The organism is Haemophilus parainfluenzae, assembly GCF_014931275.1.
In the GTDB taxonomy this organism is placed as follows: Bacteria; Pseudomonadota; Gammaproteobacteria; order Enterobacterales; family Pasteurellaceae; genus Haemophilus_D.
Genome location: NZ_CP063110.1, coordinates 939,280 through 954,314, shown reverse-complemented (window position 1 = coordinate 954,314; position 15,035 = coordinate 939,280). Strand labels below are relative to the sequence as shown.

The following is a 15,035-nucleotide window of genomic DNA, read 5'->3' as shown; positions in this document are numbered from 1 at the left end:
ACTTTAAAGAAAAATATGGCGATTGAAAATCCTTCTCGCAGACAATTATTACGTGGGCAATTTTTACAATCGTTACATTCTGAAAACGCTAAAATTCAAGGTATCAATGCTATACGTCCACCTTGGTCGGTAAATGAAGCAGACTTTACAGATAAATGCACTCGATGCGGTGATTGCATACTGATATGTGAAACCCAAATTATCGTAAAAGGCGATGGTGGCTTTCCTGAAATACAATTTGACAAGGGCGAGTGCACTTTCTGTCAAAAATGTGTTTTAGTTTGTGAACAACCAATTTTTCACTCATTAGAAGAAGAGCCTTGGACACATAAAGTTGAAATTACAACGCAATGCCTAACGGAAAATCGAGTGGAATGTCGAAGTTGCCAAGATAGCTGCCCGATGAATGCCATCCGTTTTCGATTGCAACTTGGTGGTGTAGCAAAACCCATATTGGATTTAGAAAGCTGTAATGGTTGTGGCGCTTGCCTAAGTGTTTGCCCGACAAAAGCAATAAAAATTTTTAATATTGAAACAAATATCGATGAGTCAATTTAGCGAAAATGAGAACTGGTATGTATGCAGCATTGTTGTGCAAGCCAGACCAGAAAAACTTAACCAAGTCAAAGAAGCCATTTTAGCGATTCCAACCGCTGAGATTCATGGCGAAAAATCTGATGAAGGCAAATTGGTGGTCACCCTTGAAAGTAACCGTCAATTAGCATTAGCGGATCTTATGGATGAAATTAAAGATATCCCAGGAGTAATTGTCGTTTCTTTAATTTCGAATTACTTAGATGAAAAATAAATAATTTAGGTATACATGCCATTTTGTATATTCTAAAAAATTCAACAACGAGTGGGGAAAACTATGGAACTTAATCGTAGAGATTTTATGAAAGCCAATGCTGCGCTTGCAGCAGCAGCGGCTGCCGGTATGACCATCCCTGTTAAACAGGTTGATGCGGCAGAAGATATGGGCATCAAATGGGATAAAGCGCCATGTCGTTTCTGTGGTACAGGATGTAGCGTATTGGTAGGAACCAAAGATGGTCGAGTTGTCGCAACTCAAGGTGACCCAGATGCAGAGGTAAACCGTGGTTTAAACTGTATCAAAGGTTACTTCCTTTCTAAAATCATGTACGGTGCAGACCGTGTACAAACTCCGTTATTACGTATGAAAGATGGTAAATTCCATAAAGAAGGTGACTTTACACCCGTTTCTTGGGATCAAGCTTTCACTATCATGGCGGAAAAAATCAAAGACATCTTGAAGAAAAAAGAACCAAATGCTGTTGGGATGTTCTCTTCCGGTCAAACAACCATCTACGAAGGTTACGCAAAAGTAAAACTTTGGAAAGCTGGTTTCCGTTCTAATACTATCGACCCGAATGCTCGTCACTGTATGGCGTCTGCAGCGGTTGCATTTATGCGTACATTCGGTATGGATGAACCAATGGGTTGCTATAACGATATCGAGAAAACCGATGCATTTGTGCTTTGGGGTTCAAACATGGCGGAAATGCACCCAATTTTATGGTCTCGTATTTCTGACCGTCGTCTTTCTTCTGATAATGTGAAAGTGGTGGTTATGTCAACATTCGAACACCGTTCGTTTGAATTAGCTGATGTGCCTATCGTGTTTAATCCACATTCAGACCTTGCAATTCTTAACTATATCGCTAACTACATTATCCAAAACGATAAAGTAAACTGGGATTTCGTTAATAAACACACTAAATTCAAACGTGGTGAAACCGATATCGGTTATGGTTTACGCCCAGAACATCCGCTTGAAGTTGCTGCGAAAAACCGTAAAACCGCAGGTAAAATGCACGATTCTGACTTCGAAGAATTCAAGAAAATCGTTGCACCTTATACATTAGATGAAGCACACCGTATTTCTGGTGTACCAAAAGATCAGCTTGAAACTCTTGCGAAGATGTACGCAGATCCAGAACAAAACTTAGTATCTTACTGGACAATGGGCTTTAACCAACACACTCGTGGTGTATGGGTTAACCACATGATCTATAACGTACACTTATTAACCGGTAAAATTTCTAAACCAGGTTGTGGTCCGTTCTCATTAACTGGTCAACCTTCAGCTTGTGGTACAGCACGTGAAGTAGGTACTTTCGTTCACCGTTTACCAGCAGACATGGTAGTAACCAATCCAAAACACGTTGAAATTACAGAGAAAAAATGGAAATTACCAAAAGGCACTATCCCAACTGTACCTGGCTATCCAGCGGTACAACAAAGCCGTGCCTTAAAAGACGGTAAACTAAATTTCTTATGGCAAATGTCCACCAACAACATGCAAGGCGGTCCGAATATCAATGACGAAATTTTCCCTGGTTGGCGTAACCCTGAGAACTTTATCGTTGTTTCAGACCCTTACCCATCAGTTTCTGCTGTTGCGGCTGACTTAATTCTTCCAACTTGTATGTGGGTAGAAAAAGAAGGGGGTTATGGTAACGCTGAACGTCGTACCCAATTATGGCGTCAACAAGTAAAAGGCCCAGGTGAGTCTCGTTCTGACTTATGGCAAATTGTTGAATTTGCTAAATACTTCAAAACTGATGAAGTATGGGGTGAAGAGTTATTAGCTCAAATGCCTGAATATCGTGGCAAAACCTTATACGAAGTGCTTTACGAAAATGGTGAAGTAAACAAATTTAAAGTACCAACGGATGTTCCGGGATACATCAATGATGAAGCCGATCACTTTGGTTACTACCTACAAAAAGGTTTATTCGAAGAATACGCTGACTTCGGTCGTGGTCATGGTCATGACTTAGCACCATTCGATACTTATCACCAAGTACGTGGTTTACGTTGGCCGGTTGTTGACGGTAAAGAAACCTTATGGCGTTACCGTGAAGGCTTTGACCCGTATGTCAAACCAGGTGAAGATATCGCATTCTATGGCTATCCAGATAAAAAAGCGATTATTCTAGGTGTTCCTTATGAAGCACCTGCAGAATCACCGGATGAAGAATATCCATTATGGTTATGTACTGGTCGTGTACTTGAGCACTGGCATACCGGTACCATGACTCGTCGTGTACCTGAATTACACCGTGCATTCCCGAACAACTTAGTTTGGATGCACCCTGCGGATGCGAAAAAATATGGCTTACGTCATGGGGATAAAGTGAAGTTAATCACTCGTCGTGGTGAAATGATCACTTACTTAGATACCCGTGGTCGTAACAAATGTCCTCAGGGCTTAATTTATACCACCTTCTTTGATGCGGGTCAGCTTGCGAACAAATTAACATTGGATGCAACCGATCCAATTTCAGGCGAAACCGACTTCAAAAAATGTGCGGTTAAAGTGGAAAAAGCGTAGGATTTTCCTTTCGTTTCTAGTCGCTCCTCTCTTTCAAGAGAGGGGAATTTAAAATAAGAGCGGTCAAATTTTGCAACATTTTTACAAAATCAGGCCGCTTATAAAAGGAAACGCAGATGAGACTTGATCCTAACCGTCGTCAGTTTTTAAAAAATGTGACAAGAACGGCTGCCGGAGTGTGTGGGGTTGGTATTATTCTTGGCTTACAGCAACAACAAGCTAAAGCTAAAGAAGGAATCGCCTTGCGTCCACCTGGTGCTTTACCGGAAAAGGATTTCTTGGCAGCTTGTACCCGTTGCGGACAATGCGTCCAAGCGTGTCCATATGATATGTTGCATTTAGCTTCGCTGATTTCACCAATGGAAGCTGGCACACCTTATTTTATCGCTCGGGATAAACCTTGCGAAATGTGTCCGGATATTCCTTGTATGAATGCTTGCCCAAGTGGCGCATTAAGTGAGGAACTTAAAGACATCAATGATGCGAGAATGGGGTTAGCCGTATTGCTAGACCATGAAACTTGTCTTAACTGGCAAGGGTTGCGTTGTGATGTGTGTTACCGCGTTTGTCCATTAGTGGATAAAGCAATTACACTTGAACGTATCCACAATGATCGTACAGGGATTCATGCAAAGCTTATTCCAACTGTTCACTCTGATGCTTGCACCGGATGCGGTAAATGCGAACAAGCTTGTGTATTAGAAGAAGCGGCAATTAAAGTCTTACCGATGGATATCGCCAAAGGACTACTCGGTCGCCACTATCGCTTAGGCTGGAAAGAAAAACAAAATGCCGGAAAATCCTTAATTGAGGAGCAACATCCGGATGGCTTACGTCCAGCAATGGATGCTCGTATGCCGGAAGGCTCACATGAGCCGGTTTATCAGCCAATGCAAGTTCAACCGAACCAAAAAGTGGCAACACCAAACCGTGCAACAATGGATTATGTACCAAATCCAACAACAGTTCCGGAAGCAGAGCAATTCCCAAATCTGGACTTAAACATTAAGGGGGTTAAATAATGGCTGAAAAATATACCCCGAATAAGCCTAAAGATGCAGGCTTAGAAGCTCGCCAAAAACTCGGTTGGTGGCATGCTTATCGCTTTTTAATTCTACGTCGAATCAGTCAATTAAGTATTATTTTAATGTTCTTAAGTGGCCCAATTTGGCAAGTTTGGATTCTAAAAGGCAATTACAGCTCAAGCATGCTTTTGGATACTGTGCCATTGACAGATCCATTGATTACCGCTGAAAGTTTAGTGACAGGTTACCTACCAGAAATCACAACGATTATTGGTGCCTTAGTGATTGTCATATTCTACGCTATCGTTGCAAGCAAAGCCTTTTGTAGTTGGGTTTGCCCAATGAATATGGTAACAGATGCTGCAGCTTGGTTACGTAGAAAATTAGGTATTCGACAATCATTAAAAATTTCACGCCAACTTCGCTATGTGATTTTAGCCGTGATTTTAGTTGGTAGTGCAATAACGGGGACACTCTTATGGGAGTGGATAAACCCAGTCGCAGCACTTGGACGCATCTTTGTCTTTGGAACAGGCGCAACCCTTTGGTTGGTCACAGTCATCTTTTTATTTGACTTACTTGTTGCTGAGCATGGCTGGTGTGGTCACCTTTGTCCAATTGGTGCGATATATGGTGTCATTGGTGCTAAAAGCCTGATAAAAATTAATGTAGTCGATCGCGATCGCTGTGACCGTTGTATGGACTGTTATAATGTTTGCCCAGAACCGCAAGTATTAAGACTTCCTTTACACGGTGGACCTGAAGATAGCCAAATTATATTGGCAAAAGATTGTATTACTTGTGGACGCTGTATTGACGTTTGCGCAGAAAATGTATTTACATTTGGCTCTCGCTTTGAGAAACAAATAAAAATTAAAAATATTTAATTATTTAATGGAGTGGATTTCATGAAAAAATCATTTATTTTCATGCTGGCTTTATGTAGTGGATTGGCATTTGCCGATGCGCCGCAAGTTGCAAACAGCATTGATAAAACAGCAGAAAGTATTGCACCAGCATTTACGAATCCTTATAAAGATGTTGGTAATATTCCTGTAACCTTCCCTCACCAACCACCACTTGTTCCACACAGCATTCGTGGTTTACAAGTGACTAAGAATGCTAACCAATGTTTAGGCTGTCACTCTCCGGATGTTGCTCCAACAACGGGTGCACCTCGCGTACCTGAAAGCCATTTTTTAACACGTGATGGACAAAAAACAGAAGGCACTTCGCCACGTCGTTATTTCTGTTTACAATGCCACGTTCAACAAACTAACGTGAACCCAATTATCCAAAATAAATTTGAAACTATTCGTCAAATGCAAGGTAAATAAGGAGCTAAACCATGATTAAATCAAGCATTCAGAAAGTTTGCCGTTGGTTACGCTCTCCGAGCAAAATGGCAATTGGTGGGGTTATTTTATTAACTATCATTGGTACTATCGTTGGAACTAACCTGTTTAATGCTGGAATGGCGACAACTAATACAGAGCAATTCTGTTCAGACTGTCATACTAATGACGTTGTACCTGAGTACCAAGCGTCAATCCACTTTAGTAACCGTTCAGGTGTGAAAGCAATTTGTTCAGACTGTCACGTTCCACATGAATTTATTCCAAAAATGGTTCGTAAAATGCAGGCATCGACTGAAGTTTATGCTCACTTTACAGGTAAAGTCGATACTAAAGAAAAATTCGAAAAACATCGTTTAGAAATGGCTGAACGCGAATGGGCGCGTATGAAAGCGAATAACTCACAAGAGTGCCGTAACTGCCATAACTTCAATGACATGGACTTTACTCAACAAAAAACCGTGGCACAACAAATGCATGCACTTGCACAGGAACAAAACAAAACCTGTATCGATTGTCACAAAGGTATTGCACATAACCTTCCACACATGGAAAAAGTACAACAAAGCTTTATTCCAGCGGATATGTTAAAAGCAAATGAAAAACCTGCAGATAACAAAGATGCAAAATAATCTTATAGCAAAATAATAAATCGGCACTCATTTTGAGTGCCCATTTTGTTTTTATTTTTTAAGGAAATCTTTATCAGATAATACCCTTAGTGGTTGCATGTCGCTATTCCCCATAATAACCAAACTCGGGTCTGAGCGTAAACAGCTACCACCATAATGCCCACCTACAGTAAAAGTACAGACCTGAACATATTGGTCTTCCACTTTTGGTAAACACCAAAGCTGTTGATAAATACTCTCCTGCTTACCAAAACGACCATCTTTACTATCAAGCACCGACTTACACTCACCAATCAATTTCACATTATCACCACGGCGACCTGCAATTGGCTTTTGTGCGTAACCATTTTTAATCAGCTCAGGTGTCAATTCAAATCCTGCTTCTAGTAGATAACGATGGTTTGGGAATAATGACCACAATACTGGTAAGATCGCTTTATTACTTGGAATCGCTGTCCAAAGTGGTTCATAAACTAGAACTTCTGGACGAAGTAACACGTCAATTAACCGCACTTTATCTTCCGGATAGCCTGTACGAATTGGTGGTGCGACCTCCATGCCTGTTGCATCTTCACGAAGTTGCTCCAACATGGTTTCCCAGGCCCACGTTTTCCATACTGTTTTTACTTGGTTATCTTCATCATCAATCAAACGGCCACGACTATCCCAATGCAATCCCTCTGTGCCATGAATAATTTTGGCTCGAAATCCGGCTTGAACCAGTGCGTTACGCATAAACAATGCGTGGTAATCTTCTTCATCATCATGATCTTGCATAATATGAACAAGCGGCGTAGCTTCACTGTGTTTCCAACAATCCGCTAATGCATTACGTAAACCATCAGCAGGATTTTCACCAATATTCAATCCGCCTTGGATTGCCCATCGATTCATAAACTCACCGGCTTCCGCATGACAAGAGGCTGAATCTGCGTTGTATTCATACACTTTCAATCCTCGACTATCCATACAGAAATCTAAACGTCCCGTTATGGTTTGATAACGGCGATTTTGCCAAGATAAACGTAAGCGAGGCCAAAGCAATTTAGGAATATTAAAATATTGCAATAACTTATCGTCTTTTAAAACTTTATCTGTGGCATGCAAATACATTAAATGCAATTCATTAGTTGCACGAATTAACTCATGTTGTGCTGTTTCAGATATCGTAAAATAGCGATATTGATCCGAATGGCTGACTTTATGCCCACCCATTGCTTTCACATATGCCGCTTCAAATTCGTTTTGCTCATTCAGCCATTTATGCTCAAACTGACCATTGTTTTCTATATGTTCAGCATGAATCTCAAGTTTCTCTTTTTCTGGTGTTGGCCGCGGCAGACTGTATTCGGTATCTTCTGTTTGGATCATCCAACCTAAAATTTCTGTATCATCAAAGGTATCATGCAGAAAATAACCACTTTCGGAAACCGTCATCGGTAATTCACGAGTCCATTGCTGTCCACTTGGTAAGCGAGAGTGAATCACGTTTTGCTCGGCAATGCGAATTTTATCTTCTAATACCTCGGTAATGATCGCCACATGCCCCGTATGTTTAAATTCACCGCCCTCCTGCCAAATTAACAATGCACCTGCTTCAGGCTTACGTTTACAACCATTTGCAAAGGCTTGTAAAGGTAATAAGGCATCATTCACTACTTGACGTAAAAATCGTAAAGAAAAGATCTCGTAAGCCATTCCTACATCAGTAAATACCATGCCATGGTTGAGATAGAGATAGCGACGTGCAAACTCCACACACTGCCATTTATATCCCATATACTCTCGTCCTAAATAACTGCGAAAGGCGGCATCATCGGGATACTCTTTCTCATCTGCTGTATGATAATCGGATGAATAAATCGCAATGCCACCCGGTGCATAGCCTAATAAGCTCCCGAAAGGATCGTGTGTACTGATGTTTGCTGAACGTTCAGGCATAAAAACTCCCTGTTAAATAACGACTAGAAATAGTATAGATCTTTTGTCTGATTTCCCCCAAAGGCTTTTACAAGAAATATTGAAATTTGAATCTCACACAATTTTGAAAAAGAAAAAGGGCTGACAGATGTCAGCCCCAAAACAAACCTCAAAATAACCGCACTTAAGGTTATTTCACATACCAATATGCTAATAAAATCCCTGCATTTACCGCAATATTTAATCCTGTTTTTAATGGATTGCTTAAAGAAAGACGCACATTTACATCTTGTTTCTCACGAATATCATCCGTACTGCCCTCACTCAATACCAGCGCGACTTTCTCCGCAAATTTGAGTTGTTCCAACGCAACGCCTTGTTGTTTATTGGTTGATACATGAATAATCTGATAGCCAGCCTTACGTAAAGCCTCTAAAGCAATTTCAGTACTTTCTGTTTCTAAAATACGAATATGCTCCATTCCGCCTTCAGCTACACGCATCGCAGCCGGTGCATAAAGCTGTTCAACTTGATTTGTTACCACATTTTTAATGCCATAGAAGACGCAAGTACGCACAACGCCACCTAGGTTTTGCGCATTATTAACTTGATCAAGCACCACTAAGCAATCTTCTTGACGCGGGACATCTAAATAACCTTGCAAAGAAAAAGTACGTTGTTTTTTCACTAACATACAAATGCCGCCATGATGCTCAGTGCCACTTACTAAGCTTAGCTCATCGCTATCCACCACGTGATATACTTTTTTATTCGCGGCTAAATAACTGAAAATCTCGCCAATTCGATGCGCCATTTGCACCGTTGACCATACGCGAACAATGCTCTCAGGACGCTCTGCAAACAATTCTAAGCACGCATTTTCACCATACACTTTCATTTCTTCAGCGCGGTTCTTTTTAATTTTCTCTGGTGCGCGTGGTGATAATGCGCCTGTTTTCTTTTCTTTCGGTTTATAGCTCACGCCCGTACTTTTCACCATTACTTTTACCGAGCCACTTTCACCATTGGCTTTATTTAATGAAAGTTCAGCAATTTTTGGTTCTCTCACTTCTTGCTGTTGGAAGCCACGAGAAGGCTTGCGATCATCCCGTTTTTTATCAAAGTGCGGTCGATTTCCCTCACATTTTTCATTATTACGATGATCATCAAAACGACGTTCTTTATCATTAAATGCACGTTTTGGGTTACGCTCTTGAAAAGATTTAGTGGAATTGGTTTGGAATGATGGTTTGCGTGAATTGCTCATAATTTGCTTCTCGAAGGAAAAATTGGATAATAATTCGCCAAAAAATGCGAAAATTTGTGAGCATTATAACGAAAAAAAACCTTTTTTCTATCAATCCTCAAAGGAAATATTGTAAACTAGAGCATTAATTTTTAGTGTAGAGATGGATTATGTTAATCAATAAAGCTAAACGAGCAGAACAAAATTTAAAAAATTTGCCTTTTCTTCCTTTACAGGCTGAACAGGTTGAGTTTCTGTTTAGTCCGCTTGAATTCAAAGCACAAATTATAGAATTAATTCGCCAAGCTAAAAAACGCATTTACGTGACCGCACTTTATTGGCAAAAAGATGAAGCAGGACAAGAAATTCTCAATGAGATTTATCGCGTAAAACAAGATCATCCTGAATTGGATGTGAAAATTTTAGTAGATTGGCATCGCGGACAACGCAATTTACTCGGTGCAGAAAAATCTGCCACTAACGCTGATTGGTATTGTGAACAACGCCAAACCTATCAACTTCCCGATGAACCAAATATGTTCTTCGGTGTGCCTATTAATACCCGTGAAGTCTTCGGTGTATTGCATATTAAAGGCTTTGTGTTTGATGATACCGTACTTTACAGCGGCGCAAGTATCAATAACGTGTATTTACAACAACAAGATAAATACCGTTACGACCGCTATCAAAAAATTCACAATGCGGCACTTGCCGACTCTATGGTGAATTTCATCAATGATTATTTATTGGATTTCAGTGCGGTACATCCATTAGATGTGGCTAATCGCCCTCGCACCAAAGAAATTCGTAGTGCAATAAAAGCTTATCGTAAAAACTTATCTGCCCATGCGGAATATCAGTTGGAAAGTGCGGTTGGTTTTTCCGATGTTTTAACCATTTCACCACTTTTTGGTTTGGGTGCATCGGGCAATGAATTAAACCAAGTTATCGAAGATTTATTCTTACAAGTGCAGGAAAAACTGGTGATTTGTACGCCTTATTTCAACTTCCCTCGCACGTTAAGAAGTAAACTTGCCCGCTTATTAGAACAAGGAAAGCGTGTCGAAATTATCGTGGGTGATAAAGTCGCGAACGATTTCTATATTCCACCAGAGCAGCCATTTAAAATGGCAGGTGCATTGCCTTATTTATATGAAAGCAATCTTCGTCGTTTCTGCGAGAAATTTGATGCTTACATTAAAAATGGCCATTTAACGGTGCGTTTATGGAAAGATGGTGATAACACTTATCACCTCAAAGGGATTTGGGTGGACAATCAGTATATTCTTTTAACAGGGAACAACCTGAATCCTCGTGCATGGCGTTTAGATGCGGAAAATGGATTATTAATCCACGACCCGAAAGAAGAACTTCTGCCACAAGTGGAAAAAGAATTATCGCACATCCGCCAACATACCAAAGTATTGCAAGATTATTCTGAATTAGAAGAATTGACGCAATATCCTGAACCGGTGCAAAAACTGTTGAAGAAATTTGCGCGGATTCAAGCAGATAAATTAGTCAAAATGATTTTATAAACATAACAATAAGCCGGCAAATGTCGGCTTATTGCTTTGATCTTACGCAAAAATATCAACTAACATTGCGCAAGTGAAATAAGTTGTTATAATCGCCCAACTTTTTAATCTTATCGGAGAAATCAATGAACCCAATTTCTTATTGGCAACGCCTAAAAGTTGCATTTCAATATGTGATGCCACAAATCTATATGACACAAGCAGCAGGTTGGTTAGCTAAACAAAAATGGGGCGCAGTGACACATTTTGTGATTAAAGCGTTTGCAAAAAAATACAACATTGATATGAGCATTGCTGAAAAAGAAAAATTCAGTGATTACGCTAGTTTTAATGAATTCTTTATCCGTCCATTAAAAGAAAATGCACGACCAATTAACCAAAATCCAACCGCACTTTGCTGCCCTGCGGATGGCCGTGTGAGTGAATGTGGACACATTGATGATGATCGCCTATTACAAGCAAAAGGTCACTTCTTCAGCTTAAACGATTTATTAGCGGAAGATAAAGATTTAACCGAAACCTTTAAAAATGGGGAATTCGTCACCACTTATTTATCACCACGTGATTATCACCGTGTGCATATGCCATGTGATGGTACACTTCGCAAAATGATTTACGTACCGGGTGATTTATTCTCCGTCAATCCATTTTTAGCGAAACATGTGCCGAACCTCTTCGCACGTAATGAACGTGTGATTTGTGTCTTTGATACTGAATTCGGTACTATGGTACAAATCTTAGTGGGTGCAACAATTACTGCAAGTATCGGCACTGTTTGGGCTGGCGTCATTAACCCACCACGTCATAACGAAGTGAAAGTGTGGACTTATGAAGGTGAAAGTGCGGTTAAATTAAGCAAAGGTCAAGAAATGGGTTGGTTCCAACTTGGTTCTACCGTGATTAATTTATTCCAAGCTGGCCAAGTACAAATTGCCGATCATTTAAGTGTTGATGAACCTGTTCGCATGGGTGAAATCTTGGCATTGAAAAAATAGTTTTACAACAAAGGAAAAAACATGACAGCTCAAATTTTTGAACAAGTAAAATTAGAAAGTATTTCTGAAAAAGGCAGCTACGGTATCGGTTTACAAATCGGTCAACAATTAGCAGATAGCCAAATGGATATTTCTGTTGAAGCAGTAGCAAAAGGCATTTTTGATGCGTTAAATCGTAATCAACCTGCATTAGAAATTAATGATTTAATGCATTCCGTTCAAGCGCTTCAACAACAAGCGGCTGAAGCACAACAAGCGCAATTTAAAGCGATTGAAGAAGAAGGTAAAAAATTCTTAGAAGAAAATGCGAAAAAAGCAGGCGTAAACGTCACTGACAGCGGTTTACAATACGAAATTTTAACCGAAGGTAACGGAAACAAACCATCTGCAACTGATAAAGTACGTGTTCACTACACAGGTACATTACCAGATGGTACCGTATTCGATAGTTCTGTTGCTCGTGGTGCACCAGCTGAATTCCCAGTAAATGGCGTAATTCGTGGTTGGGTTGAAGCATTACAAATGATGCCTGTTGGTTCTAAATGGAAACTCACTATTCCACACGAACTGGCTTACGGTGAACGTGGTGCGGGCGCATCTATCCCACCATTCTCACCCCTAGTGTTTGAAGTTGAATTACTCGATATTCTTTAAAAAGAAAAAGTGCGGTTAAAATTAACCGCACTTTTTTATTCTTCTTCGTCTTCGCTATAACGATCATCATCGTCATAATCATAGGTTAAGAGAGCATCCTCATCATAACCCTCTATATCAATCTGAACGCCATTTGAGCCTGCATCAAAACCGTTAAACCATGCGGTTCTCAGCTCTTCAGGTACACGTCGGCCACAATAATTAATTCGTTTATTCAATTGAGATTGGCTTTGTGCTTGGAAATCTTTTCCTACACGATAACCATCTAAATACCAGTCATCTTTATCATGACAAACCGTCGTATTTAAACGCTTTACATGTTTGCTCACTGAAATTGGGCTACGATGTTTTACATAATAGCCCTGCGTACAAGCACTTAATAGCCCAACAGCTAAAACGGTTGCTATTAATCTCATGTTGTCTCCTTTTACTACTTAATATCGGGCTATTGCCCTTTTTATGGTTTTATAGACCAACAAAATAAAAGGAAGGTTCAGAAAATATAAGAGATCCGATTTCTATTTTAAGCTATAGCACAATCATGTCATCACGATGTAACGCAACTGCACCGTACTCATAGCCAAGAATTTGTTCAATTTCTTGGGATTTTTTCCCTTTGATTAATTCCAACGCATCGCTGTTATAACGCGGCATACCGAGCGCAATCACTTTACCTGAGGTATTCTTAATTTTGACGACTTCACCACGTGAAAAGCGCCCTTCCACAGCCATAATCCCTGCAGGCAGCAACGATTTATTCTGTACTAACATGGCATTTTCAGCACCTTCATCAATCGTCAGTATGCCCGCTGATGGTGCTGCAAATAACCACTGTTTACGGCTTTCTAGACGATCTGAGTGATGAGCAATAAATTTCGTGCCAATTGGTTTATCGTAGGCTAAATCCACAATCACATCAGGTCTGCTGCCTGGTGCAATAATGGTTTCAATACCTGAACGCGTTGCCACATCTGCCGCAATGATTTTTGTACTCATCCCGCCAGTACCAAGGTTTGTACCACTACCGCCTGCAATCGAACGAATATGATCGGTAATTTGCTCAACTACAGGAATTAATTTCGCATCTGGATTTTTACGAGGATCGCTTTCGTACAAACCTTGTTGATCCGTTAATAAGTAAAGTTGTTCCGCTTGCACTAAAATCGCGACTAATGCCGATAAGTTATCGTTATCCCCTACTTTAATCTCAGCTGTTGCTACTGCATCATTCTCATTAATCACAGGAATAATATGATTGTCCAACAGCGCATGTAATGTATCGCGTGCATTTAAAAAACGTTCACGGTCTTCAATATCGGCACGAGTTAATAAAATTTGTCCAATATGAATATCATAAATCGCAAATAATTTTTCCCAGGCTTGAATAAGCTGACTCTGCCCTACCGCAGCTAAAAGCTGTTTTGACGCAATGGTTGGCGGAAGTTGAGGATGATTTAAATAATGCCGTCCTGCTGCAATCGCACCTGATGTCACAATCACGACACGAAAACCCGCTTGATGAAGCTGGGCAATCTGGCGAACAATATCGACCATGTGAGGCGCATTCAATTTTGGGGAACCATGTGTTAATGTGCTAGTACCAAATTTTACGACGATTGTTTTGCGATTTGCCGACATAGTTTGTCCTCAGTGAAAAAATAGAAAAGTGCGGTTAAATTAGCACTAAAATTAATAAAAATCACGAAAAAAACCATCTCAAATTCAGATTTTCTGAATAGCTATGATATAATGCAAAAAAAGAAAAATAGGATAGAAAATATGACATTAAGTTTGATCGTTGCGATAACAAAAAATAACGTCATCGGAAAAGATAATCAAATGCCTTGGCACTTGCCTGCTGATTTAGCCTGGTTTCGTAAAAACACTACGGGAAAACCGGTGATTATGGGCCGTAAAACTTTCGAAAGCATTGGTCGCCCACTACCGAAACGGACTAATATTGTCCTTTCACGCACGCCTTACGAACATGAAGGTGTCATCTGGAAAAATAGTTTTGAAAGTGCGGTCGATTTTGTCAAAGAATTTGATGAAATTATGTTGCTCGGCGGCGGAGAGTTATTTAAACAATATTTACCTAAAGCAGATAAATTGTACCTCACGCAAATTCAAGCAGACATTGACGGTGACACCTTCTTCCCTGAAATTAATTGGGCTGAATGGAACATCGAGTTTGAAGAATATCGCCAAGCGGATGCGGATAATCCCTATGATTGTCGTGTTTTTATTTTGCAGCGTAAGAGAAATAACTTAAAAGCTTAATCTAAACAGATAAAAATCGGGCTAAAACAATG

Annotated in this window: 15 protein-coding genes; 11 read left to right on the top strand and 4 right to left on the bottom strand. The window is 40.1% G+C overall.

Annotated elements, in window-relative coordinates; all coding sequences use genetic code 11:
- The first annotated feature begins 15 nt into the window (after positions 1-15).
- The 7 genes from napF (at position 16) to INQ00_RS04665 (ending at position 6,370) form a co-directional block, all read left to right on the top strand.
- Complete coding sequence (napF, locus tag INQ00_RS04695) at positions 16-558, top strand: ferredoxin-type protein NapF (RefSeq protein WP_197547445.1); 543 nt, start codon at positions 16-18, stop codon at positions 556-558.
- Positions 545-808: a chaperone NapD gene (locus INQ00_RS04690; RefSeq protein ID WP_049367905.1), complete on the top strand. Its 264-nt coding sequence runs from the start codon at positions 545-547 to the stop codon at positions 806-808. Before napF ends, INQ00_RS04690 begins: the two co-directional genes overlap by 14 nt.
- 63 nt (positions 809-871) lie before the next feature.
- Positions 872-3,358 (top strand): nitrate reductase catalytic subunit NapA, encoded by a 2,487-nt coding sequence (napA, locus tag INQ00_RS04685; RefSeq protein ID WP_197547444.1) that lies wholly within the window; start codon positions 872-874, stop codon positions 3,356-3,358.
- Between the two features lie 116 nt (positions 3,359-3,474).
- The gene (gene napG / locus INQ00_RS04680; RefSeq protein WP_049365641.1) at positions 3,475-4,380 is read left to right on the top strand and encodes a ferredoxin-type protein NapG; all 906 of its coding nucleotides are present in this window, start codon (positions 3,475-3,477) and stop codon (positions 4,378-4,380) included.
- Positions 4,380-5,270, top strand: a complete 891-nt coding sequence (gene napH, locus INQ00_RS04675) for a quinol dehydrogenase ferredoxin subunit NapH (protein WP_049374997.1) — start codon at positions 4,380-4,382, stop codon at positions 5,268-5,270. The genes napG and napH overlap by 1 nt, the downstream gene beginning before the upstream one ends.
- Positions 5,271-5,291: 21 nt before the next feature.
- Positions 5,292-5,720: a nitrate reductase cytochrome c-type subunit gene (locus INQ00_RS04670; protein WP_049356295.1), complete on the top strand. Its 429-nt coding sequence runs from the start codon at positions 5,292-5,294 to the stop codon at positions 5,718-5,720.
- Between the two features lie 11 nt (positions 5,721-5,731).
- A complete protein-coding gene (locus INQ00_RS04665) occupies positions 5,732-6,370 on the top strand; it encodes a NapC/NirT family cytochrome c (RefSeq protein ID WP_005696808.1) in 639 nt (212 codons plus the stop codon).
- Positions 6,371-6,421: 51 nt separating this feature from the next.
- On the opposite strand, the gene gss is transcribed toward INQ00_RS04665, so the two are convergent.
- Both gss and INQ00_RS04655 read right to left on the bottom strand, forming a co-directional pair.
- Complete coding sequence (gene gss / locus INQ00_RS04660) at positions 6,422-8,311, bottom strand: bifunctional glutathionylspermidine amidase/synthase (protein WP_197547443.1); 1,890 nt, start codon at positions 8,309-8,311, stop codon at positions 6,422-6,424.
- Between the two features lie 169 nt (positions 8,312-8,480).
- Entirely contained in the window at positions 8,481-9,557 is a 1,077-nt protein-coding gene (locus INQ00_RS04655) for a TrmH family RNA methyltransferase (RefSeq protein WP_197547442.1), read from the bottom strand.
- A 149-nt stretch (positions 9,558-9,706) separates the two neighbouring features.
- Here INQ00_RS04655 and pssA point away from each other — a divergent pair, with 149 nt between their 5' ends.
- From pssA to bamJ, 3 genes are all read left to right on the top strand, one after another.
- Positions 9,707-11,074 carry a CDP-diacylglycerol--serine O-phosphatidyltransferase gene (gene pssA, locus INQ00_RS04650; protein ID WP_197547441.1) on the top strand — a complete coding sequence of 456 codons (1,368 nt, stop codon included), beginning with the start codon at positions 9,707-9,709 and terminating at the stop codon, positions 11,072-11,074.
- Positions 11,075-11,199: 125 nt separating this feature from the next.
- Entirely contained in the window at positions 11,200-12,069 is an 870-nt protein-coding gene (gene asd / locus INQ00_RS04645; protein ID WP_197547440.1) for an archaetidylserine decarboxylase, read from the top strand.
- A 21-nt stretch (positions 12,070-12,090) separates the two neighbouring features.
- Entirely contained in the window at positions 12,091-12,723 is a 633-nt protein-coding gene (gene bamJ / locus INQ00_RS04640; protein ID WP_111314732.1) for a BamJ family beta-barrel-assembly machinery protein, read from the top strand.
- Positions 12,724-12,758: 35 nt separating this feature from the next.
- Here the strand turns inward: bamJ and INQ00_RS04635 are convergent, their stop codons facing one another.
- Positions 12,759-13,139, bottom strand: coding sequence for a hypothetical protein (locus INQ00_RS04635; protein ID WP_005696814.1), 381 nt, complete (start codon positions 13,137-13,139; stop codon positions 12,759-12,761).
- Between the two features lie 112 nt (positions 13,140-13,251).
- On the bottom strand, positions 13,252-14,361 hold the full coding sequence (gene proB, locus INQ00_RS04630; protein ID WP_197547439.1) for a glutamate 5-kinase: 1,110 nt from the start codon (positions 14,359-14,361) through the stop codon (positions 13,252-13,254).
- A gap of 141 nt (positions 14,362-14,502) precedes the next feature.
- Here proB and folA point away from each other — a divergent pair, with 141 nt between their 5' ends.
- Entirely contained in the window at positions 14,503-15,003 is a 501-nt protein-coding gene (folA, locus tag INQ00_RS04625) for a type 3 dihydrofolate reductase (RefSeq protein WP_197544196.1), read from the top strand.
- Positions 15,004-15,035: the final 32 nt, after the last annotated feature.

Bases quoted from the DNA above. Each gene is read 5' to 3' on its own strand.
- INQ00_RS04690 (WP_049367905.1), top strand. From the start codon at position 545: ATGAGTCAATTTAGCGAAAATGAGAACTGGTATGTATGCAGCATTGTT.
- napA (WP_197547444.1), top strand. From the start codon at position 872: ATGGAACTTAATCGTAGAGATTTTATGAAAGCCAATGCTGCGCTTGCA.
- folA (WP_197544196.1), top strand. From the start codon at position 14,503: ATGACATTAAGTTTGATCGTTGCGATAACAAAAAATAACGTCATCGGA.
- proB (WP_197547439.1), bottom strand. From the start codon at position 14,361: ATGTCGGCAAATCGCAAAACAATCGTCGTAAAATTTGGTACTAGCACA.
- gss (WP_197547443.1), bottom strand. From the start codon at position 8,311: ATGCCTGAACGTTCAGCAAACATCAGTACACACGATCCTTTCGGGAGC.
- asd (WP_197547440.1), top strand. From the start codon at position 11,200: ATGAACCCAATTTCTTATTGGCAACGCCTAAAAGTTGCATTTCAATAT.
- INQ00_RS04665 (WP_005696808.1), top strand. From the start codon at position 5,732: ATGATTAAATCAAGCATTCAGAAAGTTTGCCGTTGGTTACGCTCTCCG.
- INQ00_RS04655 (WP_197547442.1), bottom strand. From the start codon at position 9,557: ATGAGCAATTCACGCAAACCATCATTCCAAACCAATTCCACTAAATCT.
- pssA (WP_197547441.1), top strand. From the start codon at position 9,707: ATGTTAATCAATAAAGCTAAACGAGCAGAACAAAATTTAAAAAATTTG.
- napG (WP_049365641.1), top strand. From the start codon at position 3,475: ATGAGACTTGATCCTAACCGTCGTCAGTTTTTAAAAAATGTGACAAGA.
- napF (WP_197547445.1), top strand. From the start codon at position 16: ATGGCGATTGAAAATCCTTCTCGCAGACAATTATTACGTGGGCAATTT.
- bamJ (WP_111314732.1), top strand. From the start codon at position 12,091: ATGACAGCTCAAATTTTTGAACAAGTAAAATTAGAAAGTATTTCTGAA.
- napH (WP_049374997.1), top strand. From the start codon at position 4,380: ATGGCTGAAAAATATACCCCGAATAAGCCTAAAGATGCAGGCTTAGAA.
- INQ00_RS04670 (WP_049356295.1), top strand. From the start codon at position 5,292: ATGAAAAAATCATTTATTTTCATGCTGGCTTTATGTAGTGGATTGGCA.
- INQ00_RS04635 (WP_005696814.1), bottom strand. From the start codon at position 13,139: ATGAGATTAATAGCAACCGTTTTAGCTGTTGGGCTATTAAGTGCTTGT.